Origin of the sequence: Methylobacterium sp. J-076, from assembly GCF_022829405.1 — a bacterium.
Classification (GTDB): domain Bacteria; phylum Pseudomonadota; class Alphaproteobacteria; order Rhizobiales; family Beijerinckiaceae; genus Methylobacterium.
In genome coordinates, this window is the sequence record NZ_JAKSXW010000118.1 from 12,792 (window position 1) to 32,840 (window position 20,049).

The 20,049-nt window shown below is 72.9% G+C and carries 22 protein-coding genes; 15 read left to right on the forward strand and 7 right to left on the reverse strand.

All coding sequences use genetic code 11. The features are described from left to right. The first annotated feature begins 1,570 nt into the window (after window positions 1-1,570). The 3 genes from MKK53_RS11365 (at window position 1,571) to MKK53_RS11375 (ending at window position 4,333) form a co-directional block, all read left to right on the forward strand. A complete protein-coding gene (locus tag MKK53_RS11365; protein WP_243928809.1) occupies window positions 1,571-1,804 on the forward strand; it encodes a hypothetical protein in 234 nt (77 codons plus the stop codon). Window positions 1,805-2,094: 290 nt separating this feature from the next. Further along, window positions 2,095-3,117: a DUF1521 domain-containing protein gene (locus tag MKK53_RS25570; protein WP_243928810.1), complete on the forward strand. Its 1,023-nt coding sequence runs from the start codon at window positions 2,095-2,097 to the stop codon at window positions 3,115-3,117. A 328-nt stretch (window positions 3,118-3,445) separates the two neighbouring features. Then, window positions 3,446-4,333 carry a response regulator transcription factor gene (locus MKK53_RS11375; RefSeq protein ID WP_279598969.1) on the forward strand — a complete coding sequence of 296 codons (888 nt, stop codon included), beginning with the start codon at window positions 3,446-3,448 and terminating at the stop codon, window positions 4,331-4,333. A gap of 222 nt (window positions 4,334-4,555) precedes the next feature. Here the strand turns inward: MKK53_RS11375 and sctV are convergent, their stop codons facing one another. From sctV to MKK53_RS11410, 7 genes are all read right to left on the reverse strand, one after another. Next, window positions 4,556-6,694: a type III secretion system export apparatus subunit SctV gene (sctV, locus tag MKK53_RS11380; RefSeq protein WP_243928812.1), complete on the reverse strand. Its 2,139-nt coding sequence runs from the start codon at window positions 6,692-6,694 to the stop codon at window positions 4,556-4,558. Beyond that, window positions 6,691-7,122, reverse strand: a complete 432-nt coding sequence (locus MKK53_RS11385) for a tetratricopeptide repeat protein (protein ID WP_243928813.1) — start codon at window positions 7,120-7,122, stop codon at window positions 6,691-6,693. Before MKK53_RS11385 ends, sctV begins: the two co-directional genes overlap by 4 nt. A gap of 4 nt (window positions 7,123-7,126) precedes the next feature. Continuing rightward, window positions 7,127-7,666 (reverse strand): hypothetical protein, encoded by a 540-nt coding sequence (locus tag MKK53_RS11390; protein WP_243928814.1) that lies wholly within the window; start codon window positions 7,664-7,666, stop codon window positions 7,127-7,129. Between the two features lie 40 nt (window positions 7,667-7,706). Then, window positions 7,707-8,792: a hypothetical protein gene (locus MKK53_RS11395; protein WP_243928815.1), complete on the reverse strand. Its 1,086-nt coding sequence runs from the start codon at window positions 8,790-8,792 to the stop codon at window positions 7,707-7,709. A 132-nt stretch (window positions 8,793-8,924) separates the two neighbouring features. Beyond that, window positions 8,925-9,137, reverse strand: coding sequence for a hypothetical protein (locus MKK53_RS11400; RefSeq protein WP_243928816.1), 213 nt, complete (start codon window positions 9,135-9,137; stop codon window positions 8,925-8,927). Between the two features lie 104 nt (window positions 9,138-9,241). Then, on the reverse strand, window positions 9,242-9,439 hold the full coding sequence (locus tag MKK53_RS11405; RefSeq protein ID WP_243928817.1) for a hypothetical protein: 198 nt from the start codon (window positions 9,437-9,439) through the stop codon (window positions 9,242-9,244). A gap of 261 nt (window positions 9,440-9,700) precedes the next feature. Continuing rightward, window positions 9,701-10,399, reverse strand: coding sequence for a nodulation protein NolW (locus tag MKK53_RS11410; RefSeq protein WP_243928818.1), 699 nt, complete (start codon window positions 10,397-10,399; stop codon window positions 9,701-9,703). 301 nt (window positions 10,400-10,700) lie between these two features. On the opposite strand from MKK53_RS11410, the gene MKK53_RS11415 reads away from it, so the two are divergent. From MKK53_RS11415 to lexA, 12 genes are all read left to right on the forward strand, one after another. Next, window positions 10,701-11,285: a nodulation protein NolB gene (locus tag MKK53_RS11415; RefSeq protein WP_243928819.1), complete on the forward strand. Its 585-nt coding sequence runs from the start codon at window positions 10,701-10,703 to the stop codon at window positions 11,283-11,285. A 10-nt stretch (window positions 11,286-11,295) separates the two neighbouring features. Further along, window positions 11,296-12,201 (forward strand): type III secretion system inner membrane ring lipoprotein SctJ, encoded by a 906-nt coding sequence (sctJ, locus tag MKK53_RS11420; protein WP_409564312.1) that lies wholly within the window; start codon window positions 11,296-11,298, stop codon window positions 12,199-12,201. Between the two features lie 7 nt (window positions 12,202-12,208). Then, on the forward strand, window positions 12,209-12,772 hold the full coding sequence (locus tag MKK53_RS11425) for a hypothetical protein (protein ID WP_243928820.1): 564 nt from the start codon (window positions 12,209-12,211) through the stop codon (window positions 12,770-12,772). Beyond that, window positions 12,765-13,367: a type III secretion system stator protein SctL gene (gene sctL, locus MKK53_RS11430; protein WP_243928821.1), complete on the forward strand. Its 603-nt coding sequence runs from the start codon at window positions 12,765-12,767 to the stop codon at window positions 13,365-13,367. Before MKK53_RS11425 ends, sctL begins: the two co-directional genes overlap by 8 nt. Before the next feature lie 13 nt (window positions 13,368-13,380). Continuing rightward, window positions 13,381-14,745, forward strand: coding sequence for a type III secretion system ATPase SctN (gene sctN / locus MKK53_RS11435; protein ID WP_279598972.1), 1,365 nt, complete (start codon window positions 13,381-13,383; stop codon window positions 14,743-14,745). Next, the gene (locus tag MKK53_RS11440) at window positions 14,721-15,236 is read left to right on the forward strand and encodes a hypothetical protein (RefSeq protein ID WP_243928822.1); all 516 of its coding nucleotides are present in this window, start codon (window positions 14,721-14,723) and stop codon (window positions 15,234-15,236) included. Before sctN ends, MKK53_RS11440 begins: the two co-directional genes overlap by 25 nt. Continuing rightward, window positions 15,233-16,300, forward strand: a complete 1,068-nt coding sequence (gene sctQ, locus MKK53_RS11445) for a type III secretion system cytoplasmic ring protein SctQ (protein WP_243928823.1) — start codon at window positions 15,233-15,235, stop codon at window positions 16,298-16,300. Before MKK53_RS11440 ends, sctQ begins: the two co-directional genes overlap by 4 nt. Window position 16,301: 1 nt before the next feature. After that, a complete protein-coding gene (gene sctR / locus MKK53_RS11450) occupies window positions 16,302-16,964 on the forward strand; it encodes a type III secretion system export apparatus subunit SctR (RefSeq protein ID WP_243928824.1) in 663 nt (220 codons plus the stop codon). A 26-nt stretch (window positions 16,965-16,990) separates the two neighbouring features. Next, window positions 16,991-17,266, forward strand: coding sequence for an EscS/YscS/HrcS family type III secretion system export apparatus protein (locus tag MKK53_RS11455; protein ID WP_243928825.1), 276 nt, complete (start codon window positions 16,991-16,993; stop codon window positions 17,264-17,266). Window positions 17,267-17,274: 8 nt separating this feature from the next. Beyond that, window positions 17,275-18,102, forward strand: coding sequence for a type III secretion system export apparatus subunit SctT (sctT, locus tag MKK53_RS11460; protein WP_243928826.1), 828 nt, complete (start codon window positions 17,275-17,277; stop codon window positions 18,100-18,102). Then, on the forward strand, window positions 18,099-19,142 hold the full coding sequence (locus MKK53_RS11465) for an EscU/YscU/HrcU family type III secretion system export apparatus switch protein (protein ID WP_243928827.1): 1,044 nt from the start codon (window positions 18,099-18,101) through the stop codon (window positions 19,140-19,142). The genes sctT and MKK53_RS11465 overlap by 4 nt, the downstream gene beginning before the upstream one ends. A 139-nt stretch (window positions 19,143-19,281) precedes the next feature. Then, complete coding sequence (gene lexA / locus MKK53_RS11470) at window positions 19,282-20,022, forward strand: transcriptional repressor LexA (protein ID WP_243928828.1); 741 nt, start codon at window positions 19,282-19,284, stop codon at window positions 20,020-20,022. Window positions 20,023-20,049 lie beyond the last annotated feature (27 nt).

Genomic DNA, 20,049 nt, shown 5'->3' on the forward strand with positions numbered 1-20,049 from the left:
ATGGGTCCGGTGAATTCCATGGTAATTCCACGAATGCGTGTGACTAGAACGTAAATTCTACGAAGAATTGCATTCATATCCGGACAGATTGTCGTCAGGTCGGGCGTGCATCCTTCCGCCGGTGCGGCAGGATGCGGGCGATGACGCTCCCGATCAGGACGAATGCCGGTGCGGAGCGACCGTCCCCCGATCCGCACGAGTCGGCCGCCGACGGCAGGACGCGCAAACACGGGCCGTGGCTCGGCCTGCTCGGCGCGGCCGACCCGAAGGACGAGGCGGCCCGTACCCACGCCTCGACCCACCGCCCCGCCGATGCCAACCACCCCGATGCCAGCCATGCCGGGGCCATGCACGCCGGGGCCAGCCTCGCCGGGGCCATGCACGCGAAGGGTGGGGGGCTCGGTGCGGTGCCGGAACCCGGTATCCGGCCGAGTCCGCCCCCCGATCCCCATGCCGGTATCGCGGCGGCTGCGGGCGGGCCGATGGCCTTCGGCAGCGTGGAGCTGAGCGCCATCCTCGCCTCGGTCCTGCGTCTGAACCCAACGAGGCCGGAGGCGTCCGGAGGGTCCGAGGGGCCGTCCCGAGCCGCCCCGACGCGCGAGCGGATCGCGGACGCACGGCCCTCCCCCGGCGATGGAACGGCCGCGCCGGGCGGCCCCCTCCCCCAAGGGGCGCCGCCCCCCGCCGGGGACGGGATGGTGGCGGCCCAGGCGGCCCGGGGGGCGGACCCGCAGGGGCTCGCCGTCGCATCGGGGGCAGGCGCGGCGCCGCCGCGGGAGGAGGCCCCGGACCGTCCCCCCGAGCGACCGGCACCGACGGGCGCCCCTGCCCCCGGCCGCGTCCCGGAGCCGGTCCGTGAGGGCGGGGCGGCGGAAGAGCGGGCACCGGTCCTGCAGGCCGCGAATTCGGTCCCCCCGGGGCAGGAGCGCCCCCCGGCCGCGCCGGAGCCCCCTTCGGCCGGTGGGGTGGACCTCCCCGCCACGCCGGCCCCTCCGGGCGATTCGCCGGAGGGCACGGAGGCTCCCCCGTCGCCCGGCCGCGCCCCCGCCGAAAACCCCGCGGCCGGCGGGGCGGACCTCCCCGCCGTGCCGGCTCCTCCGGGCGGCTCACCGGAGGGCACGGAGGCGTCCCCGTCGCCCGGCCGCGCTCCCATCGAAAACCCCGCAGCAGGTGGAGCAGACCTCCCCGCCGGGCCGGCGTCTCCAGGCGATTCGCCGGAGGGCACGGAGCCGACCCCATCGGCCAGCCGCGCCCCCGCCGAAAATCCTGCGGCCGGCGGGGCGGACCTCCCCGCCGCGCCGGCGTCTCCAGGCGATTCGCCGGAGGGCACGGAGGTGACTCCGTCGCCCCGCCGCGCCCCTGCCGAAAACCCTGCGGCCGGCGGGGCGGACCACCCCGCCGCGCCGGCCCCTCCGGGCGGCTCACCGGAGGGCACGGAGACGACCCCGCCGGCTGGTCGCACCGCAGCCGGACTGCCGCCGACCCGAGGGGCTGACCGCCCCGCCGGGACGGCGCATTCGCCCGCGGGGGGGACCGCCGTCGCCGTTCCTCTGCCGATGATGGGGGGGCCATGGCGGGGTCTGCCTGGGGCGCGGGCGGGCCGGGGGGCCTGTCCCTGCCCTTCACAGGCGACCCCCACGACCTGCACCGCCGCCGCCGACGGCGCGGGATGTCGGGCAGCGGCTGGTGGGCGGTCCTGGCTATCTTCGGCTGGCGCCGCCAGCGCGATCCCGTGCCGGACGACGAGGCCGAGCCGGACGGGGATGGGGACACCCCGCCCCACGGTCCGCACCGCGCCCCCTGAACGCCCGGCCGCCACCGGGCGGCCGGGGCTTCGCGCCGGATCCATCCGGCATGGGGGCTCGGGCGCGCTGTTCACCGTGGAGCGCGGCGGGAGGCGGCCGCCCGATCCCGTTGTCCCGGAAGAGTTTTTGGGCGGGAACGCCAGCGGCATCTGTGGAAACCCGCTCCGGGCCCGCACGAGTGCCGCCCGTTCGTCAGGTTCGCGACAGCTCGGGATCCTACCCCTCGTCCCCGGTTGAATGTGTTCAGGGCGACTCGGTCGCCATCGGTTCCGGCCGCCGGGGAGCGCAGGTGGATGCGGCCCTGATCTCAGGCGGCTTCTCAGGGCATATCGATCGGAGGATTTTCATGTCTGCTGGCGTCAATACGAACAGCCTCAGCAACACGACCCTGACTTCGTCCGCCACCTCTCGGACCGACGTGGCGCTTGCCGCACAGACGTTCCTGGATGCGCTCCACGTCGCGGTGCCCGATTTCTCCCTTCCCAGCGACAACATGCTGGCCAGCGCCATGAAGAGCAGCCGGAGCCCGGCGGAAAAAAGCGCCGCCCTCGGCAAGTTCGCCGACAGCTTTCAGGCTTCTCAGCCGAGCACGGTGCCGAGCGAGGCCAGCGACGGAACGGGAGCCAAGGCGGCGGCCACCCCGAAGGGCCTCGTCAGCGGCTTCAAGCAGCTCGCCAGCCTGATCTCCGGATCGGTGCTGGACGAGAACACCAAGAACGTCATGCTCGACGACATCGCGAACCTCATGACGAAAGCGGTGGCGAGCGCCAAAAGCGGCAGCACCCTGACCATGTCCGAGCCGAAAGGGACGGTTTGGAAGAAGGAAGACAACAACGGTCAGCCTTTGCTCCGGCTGGGCGATGCCTACTCGATCAAGCTGAACGAGTCGGACCAGTCTTTCGAGATTTCGAGCCTCAAGGACAGCCGGAAGATCAGGGTGTGGGGTGATCCCCACGTCGATATCGGCGCCGACAACGTCAACGATTTCAATTTCAAGAAGGCACTGACCTTCCAGCTCGACGACGGAACGAAGATCACGGTCGATACGGTGCCGGCCGGCAACGGCGAGACCCTGTCATCGAGCCTCACGATCACCAATGGCGACAACGCCTTCGAGGTCACGGGTCTCGCCGGCGATGCCGACGGCAAGAACAACCTGAAAGTCGTCCAGTCGCAGAACGGCGTCGTCCTCGACCAGCAGAAGGACGATGGGGCGACCACGATCTACGAGCGCGCCGGCAACTGGGAAACCGTCGACGGCAGAAAAGTCACGCAGGACACCATCAAGGCGGTGGAAGCGACGGCCACCTGATCCGCCCGGGGGGCTCCGGAAGCGGAACGACAGAACACGTCCGGGCACGCTCCGGCGTGACCGCGAGGGCGGGACGGCGATGCCGTCTCGCCCTTTTTGTCGTCGGCATGGCGTCCCACCGCGGAGCGCCGGGCGTCCCACGCCGCGCCCAATCGCTCCGGACGAGTCCCCCCGGTGCCGCGCGAGTCCCGAGATGTTTCGGCGTATTCCTGAGGCCCACAGAGTATGTCTTAAGAATCAGTTGCAATCGATCCGAGTGTCTGAAAATGTGGTCGCGCTAATGTGATCCGTACCATCTCGTTGCAACCGTAAGTTAGGCGATTTCTCCATGCGAGTACTAATCGTCGACCCAGATTTTGCTTTTGCAAAGTCAATAATGGGTGCGTTGCGGAGCGAATATTTCGTGGCCGATCACGTCACGACACTGGGGGAAGCCCGTGATGCGGTGGGCGTTGCTCAATACGATGTGATTCTCACCGAACGCCTGCTGCCGGATGGCGATGGCCTGGATTGGGTGCGGGAGCGCCGCCGGGCGGGGAGCACCGCGCCGATCCTGATTCTCAGCGCCACGCTGGGAACGGTCGAGCACCGGGTGGAGGGTCTGAACGCCGGCGCGGACGACTACATCCCCAAGCCGATCCCGTTGGACGAGCTGGTGGCCCGCATCCGGGCCGTCCTGCGCCGCCCGGCCTCGACCCTGGATCTGGTCCTGCGGGCGGGCAACATCGCGTTCGACCCGGCGACCCGGGAGGTCCGCGTGGCGGGCAGGCCGCTCCGGATGCCGCGCCGGGAGACCTGCGTCCTGGAGATGCTGATCCGGCGGGCCGGGAAGACCGTCACGAAGAACGTCCTCGAAGAGGGCCTGTACAGCTTCGAGGACGACGTGTCCTCGAACGCCATCGAGGTCGGGATCTACCGCCTGCGCGGCCATCTCCAGGGTGCCGGCGCCACCGCGAAGATCCGCACCCTGCGCGGGACCGGTTACGTGCTCGAGGCCGAGGACGACGCGTCGGACGAGGTTCCGAACGCCGTGCTGCTGGCGGCGCAGGTGGCGGTGGCCATGTCGTCCAGGCACGGGGCGGCCAGAACGCGCATTCCGGTCATCGCCGCAGGCCTCGTCCCCGCCCCGAAGCCGGAAGCGCGGGTGGCGATCCTCGCGGCCGCCCTCGCCCTGAGCATGACGCAGTTCGCCAAGGCGGAAGGCAGCGCAGCCTGACGGTTCGACCGAGACGTCCGCGCCGCCCTCCGCCCTCGCGAGGGGAGCGACCCGGGGTGACGGGAGGTCTCAGGATATCGCGCCTCCCTGGATCGCCTCGCCGCGCTCGCAGAGACGGGGTCGGATGACGGCGGGCGATCCGTTCCGCCCGACCCGTCCCGCCAGATATCGCGGGGCGCCCCAGCCCGAGGCCCCCACGGCGTCCCCCGCGCGTCGGGCGCGTCACTCCGCGGCGGCCAGGGTCTCCTGCGGCGGTGCCTGCTGGCCCTGGAAGCGGGCCGCCTCCCTCGCGGCGTGGGCGCGCGCGAGGCTGATCGTGCCCACCGGCCGGATGGAGAACTCCTCGGCGAGGTCCTGATACGACAGGACCGTCATGTCGATCCCGTTGCGGAACAGGAAGCCGCGCACGAAGCGGCGGATGTCCATGGCGGTGACGAGGACCGGGCGCCCGGCCTCGCTCTCGCCGATGCGCCGGCCCGCCTTCTGGACGAGCTCGCGCACCTGCGTGAGCAGGGCCTCCGAGGCATGGTCCTCCAGCACCAGATAGGGGCCGACCGCCGTGTCGCGCACCGCGGCGCGAATCGTCTCCTCGGCCTCGCGCTCGAAGACGTAGGCGGCCACCACCTTGTGCGGGTTCGCGTGCCGGTGGCAGATCTGGCGCTTGAGGCCGGTTCGCACGTATTCGGCGAGCAGGCGCGGGTTGGCTTCACGCTCGCCCCATTCGGCGAGGGCTTCCAGCAGCAGCCGCGTGTTGCGCACGGGGATGCCCTCCTCCAGCAGCCGCCGAATCACCTCGGCGACCCGCGGCACCGGCACCGCGCGCAGCGCCTCCTTCACGAGGTCGCCGTAGCTCGCTTCCATGGCGGCGAGGAGGGTGCGCGTCTCCTGGATGCCCACGAACCGGCCGGTGTGCCGCATCAGCACCTGGCGCAGGCGCGTGCCGATCACCCCCGCCGCATCGAGGTAGCCGATTCCGGCTTCATCGAGGCTCGCCCGCCGCGCCGCCTCGATCCAGACCGGCGCGTCGGCCCCGGCCTCCCGGGTGTAGGGGACGCCGGACAGCTCGAGGTTGGCGAAGTCGTCGTCGAGCAGCAGCTGGTCGGGGAGGATGTGGCCGCTTTCGACCGGCACGCCCTCGACGTCGATGCGGAAATCGCCGTCGGACAGGGCCGGATCGAAGGTCGAGCCCACTTCGGGGATCGCCACGCCGAGGTCGGTGGAGACCTGGGCGCGCAGGCGGGCGATCGCCTTGGCGAGGGCCGCCGTGTCGATCTGCCCGGTGAGGCCGGGCGCGAGGGTGAGCATCACTGGCACCACCTCCACCGGCAGGGCGGGCTTGGCGGGGCGGGCGGCCTCCTCGGTCCCTGTGCCCTCGTCGGCCGGGGCCTCCTTGCGCCGGGGGGAGGCGAAGCTCCCCGCCGCGAAGGCGGCCGCGAGGATGAGGAAGACCGGCATCGGAAAGCCCGGAATCGCGGCCATCCCGAGCAGCACGGCCGCGGAGAGCCGCAGGGCGCGGGGGTCGGCCGTCAGCTGCTCGGCGATGTCCCGGCCGAGGGCGATGTTCCGCCCGCCGGTGACGCGCGTGACGATCGTTCCCGCGGTGAGCGAGAGCAGCAGCGCCGGGATCTGCGCGATCAGGGCGTCGCCGATCGAGAGCAGGGCGTATTCGTGCAGGGCCTCCGACACCGGCATGCCGCGGGTGAGCGTGCCGATGGCCAAGCCGCCGATCAGGTTGACGGCGATCACCACCAGCCCCGCGATGGAATCGCCTTTCACGAACTTCATCGCGCCGTCCATGGCGCCGTAGAGCTGGCTCTCACGCTCCAGCGTCGCCCGGCGGGCGCGGGCCTGGGCCTGATCGATGTCGCCGTTCCGCAATTCGGCGTCGATCGCCATCTGCTTTCCGGGCAGCGCGTCCAGGGTGAAGCGGGCGCCGACCTCGGCCACGCGCTCCGCCCCCTTCGAGATCACGATGAACTGCACCAGCGTGATGATCAGGAAGATAACGAGGCCGACGATCAGGTTCCCCGAGATCACGAACTCGCCGAAGGTGCGGATGATGTCGCCGGCTTCGCCCTCCGCGAGGATCAGCCGCGCCGTGGTGATCGTCAGCGAGAGCCGGAACACGGTCGAGATCAGGATGATGCCCGGCAGCGACGAGAATTCCAGCGGGCTCAGCATGTAGAGCGCCACCATCAGCAGCAGCACGGCGAAGCCGAGGTTGAACCCGATCAGCGTGTCCACCACGATATGCGGCATCGGCAGGACCATCATCGCGATCGCGAGGATCACGACGAGGGCGATCGCCACGTCCGGGCTGGCCGGCAGCCGCCGGAGGAACGACGCGGTGGCGGCGATCATCGGCGGGGCTCCTCCGACCGGCGTTCCGCCACGAAGGCGCGGAACAGCGCCCGCCCCTCCTCCAGCCGGCCCGCGAGGCGCAGGGCTTGGCTGCGCAGCAGCATGAGCGGGGGCGCCGCCGCGCCGGCCTCCAGCTCAGCGAGGCGGTCGAGGGCGGCGAGGGCTTGGCCGCCGCTCCCGCTGCGGACCAGGGCGTAGGCGAGGAGGCGCAGCACCTCGGTGTCGGCGGGGGCCTCCCGCAGGACGAGGCTCAGCAAGGTGACCGCCTGCTCGGCATCGCCCACGCCGAGGGCCGTGTAGGCCATCGCGCAGAGCAGGTCCCGCTGCTCGCGGGTGATCAGCGGGCGGCCGTGCTCGGCCGGCGAATCCGCCTTCGCCGGGGGGCCGGGGGCGCCGTCGAGGCGCCGCGCGATCGGGGCGAGGGACATCGGCCTAGTCCTGGACCAGCGCGTTGCGGGCGGTGCGCAGGAGGGCGAGCCGGTGCAGTTCCCTGTGGATGACCCGCGCCCCCGCCAGGGCGATGCCGTCGTCCGGCTGGCCCGCGAGGCCGTCCGCGAGCCCTTCGAGCAACGTCCTGTGCCGTTCGGCGCGCAGCACCTCGGGGTGGCGCAGCCGTGGCATCACGAATCGGAACAGCGTGTGCGAGAGGTTGGCGCCTTCGAGCCCCTCCGCGCCCTGCTCTGCGCCGCCCCCGGCGACCGCGCGCTGGGCCTCGCTCAGGCTGAGGCGGGTGACGGCGTCGATGCCCCCCGCCGCCAACACCGCATCGACGGCGGCGTCGAAGGGGACGTCCTCGCCCGGCGCCAGGGGGGGACGGTCGTCGCGGACACCGCCCCGGCCGACGATCGATCCCGGGTCGAAGGCCGGCGCCGCCCTGCCCCTGCCCGGGCCGGGGATCCGTTCCGTTCCATCGGGCTTGCCCGGTCCGGCCGTCCCCGGCGGGAGGGCGGAGCGGCGCGGCAGACGGGCCATGTCGGGTCCTCGAAGCTTTTCGGCCGGCACCGCGATCCGATCAGAAGCGCATCGCCACGAGTCGACCCTGGTGCTCGAGCATCACCCGGTCCTGCTCGATGGAATGGATCGCCCAGCCGCCATCGACGATCGCGCCGACGAAATAGCGCTGCCCGTGCAGCATGATGTAGGGATCGCTGCCCCGCCAGACGCCTTCGATGCTGAGCGAGGCGGGCAGCTTTTCGGTCTTGACGGCGACGCTGTTCACCAGGGCGACCTCGCCGAGGAATCGCTCGTCGAACGACCGCTGCAGGCTCTCCCACCGGCCCGAAAGGGCGGGCTCGACGGAGCCGCTCGCCGTGACCGCGCCGCTGCCGGCGTCGATGCGCACGGCGACGAGGCCTGCCTCGCGCGCCTGGCGCTGCAGGTCGGCGGCGGCCGCGCCGATGGCGGTTTCCGGCCGGGGTGGGGGGACGAGCGCCGGGCGGGGGCGATCCGGGGCGGCGGCGTCCCCGGGCCTCCCGGCCGGCTTCGGACCGGCCGGAGGGGCGGATTGCGGCATGGCCGGGGCGGCGGCGCGGATCCGCGGGATCTCATCCCCGGCCGACACGTCCGCCGGGACCGCCGCATCGGCGATCGGCCCGGGGAAGGCGAAGATGAGGGACAGCGCGAGCAGCCCGCCGGTCGCGACGCTGGGCAAAGCGGCGTGGCCGAACCGTCGGCGCAGCCGCCCGAGGGGACCGTCGCCCGCGCGGACGGCGTCGCTTGCGGGGAGGTCGGCGCCCGCGGGGATGTCGGCGCCCGCGGCGTCCCGCTCCCGCCACGCCGTCTCGATTCCGCCGATCGCGATGGAGGCCGGCAACCGGACGGTCCGCGCCGAGCCGGGCGGCACCGGCCCCACGCCGGAGATGGAGACTCCCTCCGCCAGACCCTCCACCCGCGCCGTCGCCCCGCGCAGCACGATGGCGGCGTGGCGGGGTGCGAGGCCGGGCTCCATGAGCACGAGGTCGGCGCCTTCGTCGCTGCCGATCACGTACCGGCCCTCGCCGATATCCTGGATCACCCCCCGGTACAGCCCGCTTCCGACCTCGACCGTATGCGACGATGAAAGCGTCTCGGGAGTTGCGGTTTCGGTTGCGCGCGCCACGGCTCTCTCACGTCCTTTCGCGGTTCTTGCGCCCCCGGCCGTCCACGGCCGAGGATGCCTCCGTCCCCGACCGGATGAGGTCCGGGACGGAGGCCGTGCGGGGGGCGCCGCGACGCCCCCGGCCGAACCCGCTTACTGCGAGGCTTCCTTCTTGGCGGCGGCCTGCTCGGTTCCGAGGATGGCCGCGACCTTGCGCATTTCGATCTGCTTCCTCTGCTGTTCGCGGCTCACCTCCTCCAGCGCCGCGAGGTTCTTCGCGAAGTCGTCCCCGGTGCTGCTGATGGTCGCGCCGCTCGCCTGATTCTGGAGGTATGATTCGCCTGCCTGTCCGACGCTCGAAGCCATGTCTATATCCTTTTTTTCAACGAATAGATTGGAGGATTAGGGTCGATCTACCCGATTCGCCTGTGGTGACGCGTCGAGATGTGATGCTTGCTCCATCGGTGGAACTATTCGGACTCTTCGTCGAAATCCGCCATCGATTCTTCCGAGTCGTCGTCGCTGGCGGTGACGATCGACATGGCCATATTGTCGAGGATCTTTCCGAAGGCCTTGGCGTTCCGTTCAGCTTTCTCGGCCGCGTCAGCGGCGTGTCCGGTCGCGCCGCCGACGGCACCGCCCGCGGGGTTCCCGATCGCACCAGACATCGGTTGCTCCTGTTGAGGGCGGGGGTGGCGGCAGCCGAAGCTGACGACCCGTCCGACCGGTTCGTGAGGGGCGTTCCAGGGATCGTCGGGACGCGCCGGATGCCGCATCCGAACGGGCCCTGTTGACCCGGTGGCTCCGCCCACGCGCCGCCCGGTTCGCACCGGGGGGCGGGTGGGCATCGCCACTGGTCGGGACCCTAGGAAGTTCACCTGTCGAGAACCTGACGAGGCCGCGCGCCAGCCGTCGCCCATTCGGGCTCTTCAGCGACGGGCCGCGCCATCCGGGCGCGGGGGCGCGTCCGCCCCGGGCTCGACGGTCGATCCGGGCCGGTCGTCGCGGATCACCGTCGTCTGGCTTCCCCTGAACACCGTGAGCGGCTGGAGCTTGGCGGGGAGGGCTTCCCGCGGTTGCGACGGCTTCGGCCGGGCCTGCTCCTCGGCCGCGAGGCCCGCGAGCGTCTGCTCCACCAGCGCGACGTAGCGCGGCGGTCCCGACACCATCGCCACGCCCTTGCCCGGCGTGGGCCGCACCGGGAAGCGCGGATCGCTGATTCGGAGCGAATCGAGGGCGCCCGTCAGCGCCTCGTAGCGGACCTGGCCCAACACGAGCAGCTGCGTCCTGGTCTCCCTCGCCGAGGTGATGGAGAGAAGGCTGCCGTCGTAATACCATTCCAGATTGTAGGTCCCGGCGAGCCGGTCGAGGAACGCCTGCGGCGAACCCTCGGGCATCCGCCCCTGGATCTGCCCCTTCACTTCGGGGCTGATGCTGACCTTGAGGTTCAGGTTGGCGCCGAATTCCTGGAGCGCGGCGGCGAGATCCTGATCGATCACCGTATAGCGGTAGACCGTATTGGGCAGCCGCAGCGGGGCGGCGGCGCAGCCGAGCCCGCCGACGGCCATGCTCCCGAGGACCACGGCGCAGGCGGTGAAACCGCGGCCGAACCGGTCGGATCGTGTCATGCCCAGAACGCTCCCTGCCGCCCTACCGCCCGGATGACCTTGCCGACCGGATGCCCGGCGGCCCGACCGGCGCCCCGCCGGCATGCTCGCACCTGACCGGTGGCGCGAGGTCATTGTGACAACGGCCGTTCGTTGTCGAGCGGGCCGCCGCGGCAGGGAAATCCGGCCTAGGCCAGGAATGCAACGCTTCGCTGACGGGCGCCGCCCGTCAGGTTCCGGTCAGCTTGGGCCCCTAGCCTCACCCACGGGACCGGCGGCGGACGATCCGTTCGGTGGTTCAGATCAGGCGGAGGCGTGCGGCATGGCGATCGAGGCGATTGCACCCAGTCTCGGCGGGGCCGGCATGGTTCCGTCCGCCCCCGGTGCGGCCGGCTTCGGCGGGCATGGCGCGGATGCGGCCCAATCCTTCGAGAGCCTGCGCCCGGCGGGTGCCGGGGCGGTGCCCGAGACGCGCCCGGCCGGCCCCGGCGGCCCGGCCGAGGCGCCGCCGCGCGCCCCGGCCGCGGCGGAGGTCAACGCCAGGCCGCGCCGGAGCGAGCCCTCGATCGGGGACCGGGTGCTCGACCGGCTGAACGCGGTGCAGAAGGGCGATGCGGCCACGAAGGGCGCCGGCCCGGCGGCATCCGCCTTCGGGTACGGGCAGGCGCCGCAGGTCGCGCGGGTCGAGCCGGGGCCGGCGGCGATCCAGCTGCGTCCCGCGCCGGCGGAAGGGCCGGCGGGCGCCGGACCTTCCGGGGGGCAACCGGACGGGTTCCGGCCCGCCGACTTCACCGACATGCTGAACCAGCTCCGGCAGGTCAGCAGCCACGTGGTGCAGGTCTCCGTGGTCACAAAGACCACGGGCAGCTTCACCGGCTCCCTCAACAAGCTGCTGTCCCAGGGCTGACCGCGTCCCGATGACGACGACCGACCGCACCGGAGCGCCGTCGATCCCATCCCCGGCGGGCCCTCGCCCGACCCGGCGCGGCCGGTGGTTGCGCGGCGTCGCGCTCCTGGCGGCGCTGGCGCTCGGGGGCTGCAAGACCGACCTCTACACCAAGCTCTCGGAGCGCGAGGCGAACGAGATGGTCGCCCTGCTCCTCGACCGGGGCATCGATGCGGCCCGGGTCGCCGTGAAGGACGGCACGAGCACCGTGCAGGTCGATCAGGCCCGCTTCGCGCACGCGGTCGAGATCCTGAAGGCGGGCGGCTACCCGCACCAGACCTTCGCCACCCTGGGGGAGGTGTTCAAGGGGGGCGGCCTCATCGCGTCGCCGACCGAGGAACGGGCGCGCTACATCTACGCCCTGAGCCAGGAGCTGTCGAAGACCGTCTCCGACATCGACGGGGTGCTCTCGGCGCGGATCCACGTGGTCCTGCCCAAGAACGATCTGCTCAAGCAGGATGCGACGCCCTCCTCCGCCTCGGTCTTCATCCGCTACGACCAGGCCGCCCCGGTGAAGGCGCTCCTTCCGCAGATCAAGATGCTGGTGGCCAACAGCATCGAGGGGCTGAACTACGAGAAGATCGCGGTCGTCTTCGTGCCGGTGGAACGGCCCTCGCCCGACCGGGAGGCCATCCTCCGGCCGCTCCAGGCGGAGGCCCAGGACCAGGGCTCGGGGTGGCTCGGTGCCGCGCTCGCGGTGGCGGGGGTCGGGGGCGTCCTGGCCCTGGCGGGGGGCGGCTTCTGGTATCTCCGGCGGCGGCGCGGGGCGGAGGAGGCGCAATACGGCGCCCTCGAACCCCTCGACGCCCCAGACGCGGCGCTGCCGCCGCCCGGCGCGAAGCCGGCGGCGCCTCCGGCCCTGAAGCGCGTGGCCTGAGGGGCGGATGGCTGTTCCCGCGTCGCACGGCGTGCCGATCCATCCCGACCGGGTGCGCGCCGCCCTGGACGGACGGCTGACCGATGCCACGGTCGCCCGCCTCCTGGCCTGCGACCGCCTGCGGGGGCGCATCGCAAATCACCTCGGGGCCGACGGGGCCGGGCCGGGGGCGCCGGCGTGGCTCATCGCCGATCCGGCCGAGGCGGCCCGCCGGGCGGGCGCCGTCCTGCACGGGCGGGCGATCCGCAGCGTGCTCACGGGCCCCGCGGTCGCGGCCCTGGTGGCGGCGATCGGACGGGAGGCCCATCTCCTCGGCCTGCGCCACGGTGCCGACGCCCGCCCCCGCGACCATGGCGGCGACCTCGCCGGGGCGATCCTGCGCGAGGGCGAGGCCTGCCTCGGCGCATGGCTGTGGCGCCGGCCCGGGCCGCTCCGCGCGGCGATCCTCCTGGGGCTGCCGCCGGGCACGGCCATCGAGGCGGCGGCGGACGGGTTCGAGGCCGAGGCGGATGCGGTGATGGACGCCGTCGCCCGCTCCTATGCCCCCGCGGAGGGCGGCACCGGTGACTGACGCCGCCCCGCCCGCGCCGCGCCTGCGGCCGACCGGCCCCGTCGTGCCGGCCGGCGAGACCGGGCTGTGGGGCGAGGCCGCCCAAGCCCTCGCGGCCGCGAGGGCGCATGAGGCCGAGGTGAGGGAATGGGCGCGCGAGTTCCTGGAACAGGAGCGGGCGCGGGGCCATGCGGAGGGCCGCGCGGCCGGCGCGGAGGAGGCGGCGCGCCTCGTGGCCGAGACGGCGGCGCGGGCCGCCGATCACCTCGCGGCGCTGGAACGGGACCTGCCCGCCCTCGTCCACGGCCTCGTCGCCGGGATCGTCGGCGCCTTCGAGCCGGGCGACCGCATCGCCCGGGCGGTCCGCCACGCCCTGGACCGGCTCCGGCCCGACGCCCAGGCCGTCCTGCGGGTCTCGCCGGGCGAGATCGAGCCCGTGCGGGCCGCGCTGGAGGGGCCCGACGGTCTGCCCCTGCGGATCGAGGGGGACCCGAGCCTCGCGCCGGGGGAGTGCACCCTGCGCAGCGCGGTCGGCCGGGTGGAACTCGGCGTCGAGGCCCAGCTGCGCGCCCTGCGCCGGGGGCTCCTGAAGGTCGAGGACGGGCCCCGCCCATGAGTGGCTGTCGCCCATGAGCGTCCGGAGAGAGCCGGCCCCCGCACCGGACGGGCGGGCGGATGCCGGCCTGGCGGATGTGATGCCGCGTCTGCGGGAGGCCGTCCGCACCCTCGACATGCGGCCGGTGCGCGGTCGCATCACCGCCGCCGTCGGCACGATCATCCACGCCGTCGTCCCCGGCGTGCGCATCGGCGAACTGTGCCGGCTCGAGGATCCGCAGGGCGGCTTCAGCCTCGAAGCCGAGGTGGTGGGCCTGAACGAGGACACCGCGATCCTCACCCCCATCGGGGCGCTCGAGAACCTGTCCTCCCGCACCGAGGTGCTGCCCACCGGCCGGATGGTGGAGGTCCCCGTGGGGGAGGCCCTCCTGGGGCGCATCCTCGACAGCCGCGGCCTGCCCCTCGACGGCGGCGCCTCCCTCCAGGGCGCCCCGACGCGCTCCCTGCGCGGCACCGCGCCGAACCCGCTGGAGCGGCAGCTCATCTCCAAGCCGATGCCCCTCGGCGTCAGGGTGATCGACGGCCTGCTCACCGTGGGCGACGGGCAGCGGCTCGGCATCTACGGCGAGCCGGGCGGGGGCAAGTCGTCCCTCCTGGCGCAGATCGTGAAGGGCGCGCGGGCCGATGTCTGCGTCGTCGCCCTGATCGGCGAGCGCGGGCGCGAGGTGCGCGACTTCGTCGAGCGCCACCTCGGCGCCGAGGGCATGGCCCGCAGCGTCCTGATCGTGGCGACCTCGGACCGCGCGGCCATCGAGCGGATGCAGGCCGCCTACGCCGCCACCGCCATCGCCGAGCATTTCCGCGATCAGGGCCGCCGGGTGGTGCTGCTGATGGATTCCGTCACCCGCTTCGCCCGTGCCCTGCGCGAGATCGGGCTGGCGGCGGGCGAGCCGCCGACGCGGCGGGGCTTCCCGCCCTCGGTCTTCGCCAGCCTCCCGGGCCTGATGGAGCGGGCGGGGCCCGGCGCGACGGGCTCGATCACCGCCTTCTACACCGTGCTCGTGGAGGGCGACGGCAGCGGCGACCCGATCGCCGAGGAGACCCGCGGCATCCTCGACGGCCACATCGTGCTCTCGCCGAGCCTGGCCGCGCAGGGCCATTACCCCGCCGTCGATGTCCTGGTCAGCCGCTCGCGCGTGATGAACGCCGTGGCCGCGCCGGCCCATGTGAAGGCCGCCGCCCGGTTCCGCGAATTGCTGGCCCGCTATCAGGAGGCCGAGTTCCTCGTGCAGGTCGGCGAGTACAAGGCGGGCTCCGACCCGCTCACCGACACCGCCATCGCGCGGATCGGCGACCTCCGGGCCTTCCTGCGGCAGGGGGAGGCCGAGACCACCAGCTTCGAGGAGAGCGTCGCATGGATGCAGCGGCTCATCGCGTGAGGCCGGTCGATCTGGCGCGCCTCGCGACCCTGCGGGGGCGCCGGGAGGAGGAGGCGCGCCGGGTCGTCCGCGCCCGCGCCGCCGCGCGGGAGGAGGCGGAGGCGCGCACGGCCGACGCCGTGCGGGAGGTGGCCGCCCGGGAGGCCGCCCGCGAGGCGGGCGAGCGGGATTTCCACGCCCGGCTCGAGGAGGCCGCGCCCGTCGGCCTCACGGTGCTCGTGGAGGGCCGCCTGCGCATCGCGGGGTTGACCGAGGAGGTCGCCGCCGCCCGCACGGCGGTGGAGGCGCGCGAGGCGGAGGCCGAGACGGCGCAGAACGCCCTCGCGCGGGCCCGTGCGCGACACGCCGCGCGGATGGGGGAGACGCGGCGGTGGGACCGGGTGCGGGCCCGCATCCTGTCGGCCCGCCGCGCGGCGAGCGAACGGGCGGAGGAATCCGTGGCCGAGGACGAGACCTCGGACCGGCTCGGCGCCGCGAAGGTCCGCGCGTGAGGGCCGCCCCGTCGCGCCGGCGCTTCACGCCGCGGACGCGGATCGGCCTGGCCGTGCTCCCCCTGGTCAACCGGCTCGCAACGCCGCGGGAGGCGCTGTCGGCGGTGGTCGAGGGGGTGGCGCTCCGCCTCGCCCCCGCGGGCATCCGGCCCTGCCCGGCCGCGCCTGCGCCGGATGCGATGGAGATCGTCTTCGGCCTCGGCGGGGACGACCGGGTCGCCCTGCGCCTGCCGGCGGCGATCCTCGACCGGCTCGTGCGGGCGGTGCAGGCGGATCTCGCCACGGTCCCGGCCGGCCCGCTCCTCGTCGAACTCGCCCTCGCCCCCCTCCTCGACGCCGCGGAGCGGATCGCCTGGACGGGCCTTCACGTCGTCGCGCTGGCGGCCCCCGCGAGCCGGCCCGGCGCGGTGACGCTCCTCCTCGACGGGGCGCTCGGCGACGCGGACTTCGCGGCCGAACTCGACCTCGACCCGTCCGGGGAGGAGGGTCGGGCGGCGGTTCTGGCGCTGGTCGAGGCGCTGCCGGCGCAACCCGCCTCCCTGGCCGACCTGCCCGTGCCGGTCGCCGCCGTCGCCGGGCATACGCGGCTGACCCTGCGCCACCTCGCCGGGCTCGCCCCCGGCGACGTGGTGCTGCCCGACCTTTGGCACCTCGACCGGGGCGAGATCCGCCTCGTCCTCGGCACGGGCCACGCCGCGACGGCCGACCGGCACGGGGCGACATTGACGACCCCGTTCCGGCCGATCCCGGCCGGGGGGGAGGGAACCGGGGACACCACGATGGCACAGGGGACGAGGAAGGCCGGGGCGCCGGCCATGGGGGGCGAGGCGGAGCTCGACGCCGTGGGCGTGACCCTGGCCTTCGAGCTGGGGCGGCGAACCGTCACCGTCGGGGAGCTCAGGGGCATCGGCCCCGGCCACGTCTTCGATCTCGGGCTGGCACCGGACGAGGCGGTCGATCTCGTGGCGAACGGGGCGCGGATCGGGCGCGGCGAGATCGTCAAGCTGGGCGAGCGGCTCGGCGTGCGGGTCGTCCGCCTGTTCGGGCAGGATCGGGGCGCCTGACATGGGCGAGGTCCACCCGAGTATCCTCGCCCTCCTCGCGACCACGCTCGGGCTCGGGTCGCTCGCCTTCGTGGTGGTGACGACCACGGCCTTCATGAAGATCGCGGTGGTGCTCTTCCTGGTGCGCAACGCCCTGGGCACGCAGCAGATTCCGCCCAACATGGTGCTCTACGGCGCGGCGCTGATCCTCACCGTGTACATCTCGGCGCCGGTGGCCGAGAAGGTGTTCCAGGCGGCCTCCGAGCCCCAGCTGGCCTACCAGTCCGTCGAGGACTGGCTGGCGGCGGCCCGCCGGGTGCAGGAGCCGATCCGCGCGTATCTCGGCCGCTTCGCCAGCCCCGAGCAGAGCCAGTTCTTCCTCGACGCCACCCGGCGGGTCTGGCCCGAGGAGGCCCAGGAATCCCTGGTGCCGGACGACCTGCGGATCCTGGTGCCGTCCTTCCTGATCTCGGAGCTGAAGCGCGGCTTCGAGATCGGCTTCCTGCTCTACCTGCCGTTCATCGTCATCGACCTCGTGGTGACGACGATCCTGATGGCGATGGGCATGTCGTCGGTCTCGCCGAACACGATCTCGATCCCGTTCAAGCTGTTCCTGTTCATCGCCATCGACGGCTGGTCGCGGCTGCTGCACGGCCTCGTGCTGAGCTACGCGATCGCCCCCTGAACCCCACCGCGAGAGGAGAGACTGGCATGGATGGCGCCAGCGTCCAGATGTACATGAGCAACGCGCTCGCCCAGTTCATGATCCTGGCCCTGCCGCCCCTCGGCGCGGCCCTCGTCGCCGGGCTCGTCGTCGGCCTTCTCCAGGCCGTGACGCAGATCCAGGACCAGACCATGCCGCAGACGGTGAAGCTGCTGGTGGTCATCGCGGTGCTGGCGCTGTTCGCCCCCGTCCTCTCCGCGCCCTTGTTCGCGGGGGCCGCGCAGGTCTTCACGGACTTCCCCTCCCTGACACGGCGGGGCTGAGGCCGCCCGTGCCGACGGCGCTCGATCCCCAGACCTACGCGGCGATCACGGCCCTCGTCATCGAGGTGCTGCGCTGGGTGCCGGTCGTCGCCCTGGGGATGGGCCGGCCGGTCGGCCTCCTCCTGATCCTGCCCGTCTTCACCCGCGCCGAGATGGGCACCATGGTCCGCCTCACCTTCGCCCTGACCTTGACCCTACCGGTGGTCGGCGCCTTCCAGCGCAGCCTCGGCCCCGGGGAGATCCCGGTCATGCAGCTCACCGGGCTCGGGCTCAAGGAGCTGTTCGTGGGCTTCCTGATCGGCTTCCTCCTGGGGGCGCCGTTCTGGGTGCTCTCGGCGGTCGGCGAACTCATCGACAGCCAGCGCGGCAACTCCAACCCGGCCGGGCCGAACGACCCCTCGACCAAGTCGCAGAGCTCCGCCCTGGGCCTGCTCCTCGGCCTCCTGGCGATCACGATGTTCGTCGCGGCGGGCGGGCTGAACGCCGTGGTGGAGGTGCTCTACGGGAGCTACGCCCTCTGGCCGATCGGCCATGCCCTGCCCAACACCGATATCGCCGCGATGACGGAGGTGGGCCGCGTGGTCGACCGCATCATGCGCATGGCGGTGCTCATCGCCGGGCCGGTGATCGCGCTGATGCTGCTCCTCGACCTCTGCGCCGCGCTGCTCGGCCGCTTCGCCTCGCAGCTCCAGCTCAACGACCTCGCCCCGACGCTGAAGAACGTGGCGGCCGTGCTGTTCCTGCTCGTCTACGTGAACGCCCTGTTCGCGTATGTCGGCGCGGAGGTGGCTACGACCCGGACCCTCGCCGCCCGGCTCGGACAGTTCCTGCGGTGAGCGGCGACTCGAGCGAGGAGAAGACCCTCCCCCCGAGCCAGAAGAAGCTCCGCGACGCCCGCAAGAAGGGGCAGATCGCCAAGAGCAAGGATCTCGTCGCCGGGCTGGGGCTCGCCGCCGCCTCGCTGTACCTGATGGCGCGGGGCGGCGCCCTGACGGACCGGTGGCGCGAGGCCATGGTCCAGGTCTTCACGGTGCAGAACGAGCCGTTCTCCGTGGCGGTGCCGCAGGTCGCCGCCGGCCTCGCCGATCTGGCCATCGCCATGGTCGTGCCGATGCTCGCCTGCGTGCTCGCCGCGGTGGTCGTCGGTAGCGTCATCGCCAATCAGGGGGTGGTGCTCTCCTTCGATCCCCTCAAGCCGAAGCTCGACAGCCTCAACCCGATCGCGGGCTTCAAGCGCCTGTTCGGCGTGAAGGGCGTGGTCGAGCTCGCCAAGTCGCTGGTGAAGGCGCTGCTCCTGGGGGGCTCCCTGTTCGTCGTCCTGCGCGGGACCTGGCGGACCCTGGTCCTGATGCCGACCTGCGGCCTGAACTGCTTCAGCCACGTGATCGGCACCCAGACCAAGCTCCTGCTCGGGATCGGGGTCGGCGCCTTCCTCGCCGCGGGCGTCGCCGACGTGCTGATCCAGCGCTGGCTGTTCCTGCGCGACATGAAGATGAGCCTGAGCGAGCAGAAGCGGGAGTTCAAGGAGCAGGAGGGCGATCCCCATGTGCGGGGCGCCCACCGCCGCCACCGGCAGGAGGCGGCCGGGCTACCCCGCACGGGGCTCGCGCGGGCGACCGTGCTGGTGGTGGGCCGCGGCGTGGCGGCCGGGCTCCGCTACGTCGCCAGCGAAGGCGGCGTGCCGATCATCGTCTGCCGGGCCCGGGGCGCGAAGGCCGAGGCGATGAAGGCGGAGGCGGCCCGGCGCCAGATCCCCCACTATGCCGACGAGGTGCTCGCCAGCGCCCTGGCCCTGAAGGTCCAGCCGGGCCACGGCCTCCCGAACCGCTATTTCGACCGCGGGGCGAAGGCGATCTACTCGACCATGTCGCAGTGAGGCCGGCGCCGCGCGCCACGGCCGCGGCCCCGGACATGCCGCCGCGGCCGAGCTTGTCACTTGCGGAACACTTGCGGAACGCTTAACCTGTTCGCGATTTGTTTCAGTGCGCCCGCCGCCATTCTGCGAGACCCGAACGATGCTCACGCGCAAGCAGCTGGACCTCCTGCGCTTCATCCAGCAGCGGATGCAGGAATGCGGCGTGCCGCCCTCCTTCGATGAGATGAAGGACGCCCTCGACCTCAAGTCGAAATCCGGCATCCACCGTCTGATCACGGCCCTGGAGGAGCGCGGTTTCCTGCGCCGCCTGCCGAACCGCGCCCGGGCGATCGAGGTGATTCGCCTGCCGGACGCCCTGGGCCGCGGGGCCGAGGCCGCGGAGGCGGCCGCCGCCGCCGCGCCCGAGCCGCGGCGCTTCACCCCGAGCGTGGTGGAGGGCGGGCTGTCGAAGCTCCCCCCGGCCGCCCCGGCCCAGCCCCGGGCCTACGAGGAGTTCCGCGGCGTCTCGATTCCCGTCATGGGGCGGATCGCCGCCGGCACGCCCATCGCGGCGATCCAGAACCAGAGCCATACGGTGACCATGTCGCCGGACTTCCTGGCCGGCGGCGAGCACTACGCCCTGGAGGTGCGCGGCGATTCGATGGTCGATGCCGGCATCCTCGACGGGGACCTCGTGGTGATCCGCAAGCAGGAGACCGCCAACACCGGCGACATCATCGTCGCCCTGATCGATGACGAGGAGGCGACCCTGAAGCGGCTGCGCCGCCGGGGCTCCTCCATCGCCCTCGAAGCCGCGAACCCCGCCTACGAGACCCGCGTGCTCGGCCCCGACCGGGTGCGGATCCAGGGCCGGCTCGTGAGCCTCGTGCGCCGGTACTGAGGCCGGGGCCGGGGAGCGGCCCCCAGG

Coding starts and splice junctions, on each gene's coding strand:
- MKK53_RS11365 (WP_243928809.1), top strand. CDS start 1,571: ATGGCGGGGTCTGCCTGGGGCGCGGGCGGGCCGGGGGGCCTGTCCCTG.
- MKK53_RS11375 (WP_279598969.1), top strand. CDS start 3,446: ATGCGAGTACTAATCGTCGACCCAGATTTTGCTTTTGCAAAGTCAATA.
- sctV (WP_243928812.1), bottom strand. CDS start 6,694: ATGATCGCCGCCACCGCGTCGTTCCTCCGGCGGCTGCCGGCCAGCCCG.
- MKK53_RS11385 (WP_243928813.1), bottom strand. CDS start 7,122: ATGTCCCTCGCCCCGATCGCGCGGCGCCTCGACGGCGCCCCCGGCCCC.
- MKK53_RS11390 (WP_243928814.1), bottom strand. CDS start 7,666: ATGGCCCGTCTGCCGCGCCGCTCCGCCCTCCCGCCGGGGACGGCCGGA.
- MKK53_RS11400 (WP_243928816.1), bottom strand. CDS start 9,137: ATGGCTTCGAGCGTCGGACAGGCAGGCGAATCATACCTCCAGAATCAG.
- MKK53_RS11405 (WP_243928817.1), bottom strand. CDS start 9,439: ATGTCTGGTGCGATCGGGAACCCCGCGGGCGGTGCCGTCGGCGGCGCG.
- MKK53_RS11410 (WP_243928818.1), bottom strand. CDS start 10,399: ATGACACGATCCGACCGGTTCGGCCGCGGTTTCACCGCCTGCGCCGTG.
- MKK53_RS11415 (WP_243928819.1), top strand. CDS start 10,701: ATGGCGATCGAGGCGATTGCACCCAGTCTCGGCGGGGCCGGCATGGTT.
- sctJ (WP_409564312.1), top strand. CDS start 11,296: ATGACGACGACCGACCGCACCGGAGCGCCGTCGATCCCATCCCCGGCG.
- MKK53_RS11425 (WP_243928820.1), top strand. CDS start 12,209: ATGGCTGTTCCCGCGTCGCACGGCGTGCCGATCCATCCCGACCGGGTG.
- sctN (WP_279598972.1), top strand. CDS start 13,381: ATGAGCGTCCGGAGAGAGCCGGCCCCCGCACCGGACGGGCGGGCGGAT.
- MKK53_RS11440 (WP_243928822.1), top strand. CDS start 14,721: ATGGATGCAGCGGCTCATCGCGTGAGGCCGGTCGATCTGGCGCGCCTC.
- sctR (WP_243928824.1), top strand. CDS start 16,302: ATGGGCGAGGTCCACCCGAGTATCCTCGCCCTCCTCGCGACCACGCTC.
- MKK53_RS11455 (WP_243928825.1), top strand. CDS start 16,991: ATGGATGGCGCCAGCGTCCAGATGTACATGAGCAACGCGCTCGCCCAG.
- lexA (WP_243928828.1), top strand. CDS start 19,282: ATGCTCACGCGCAAGCAGCTGGACCTCCTGCGCTTCATCCAGCAGCGG.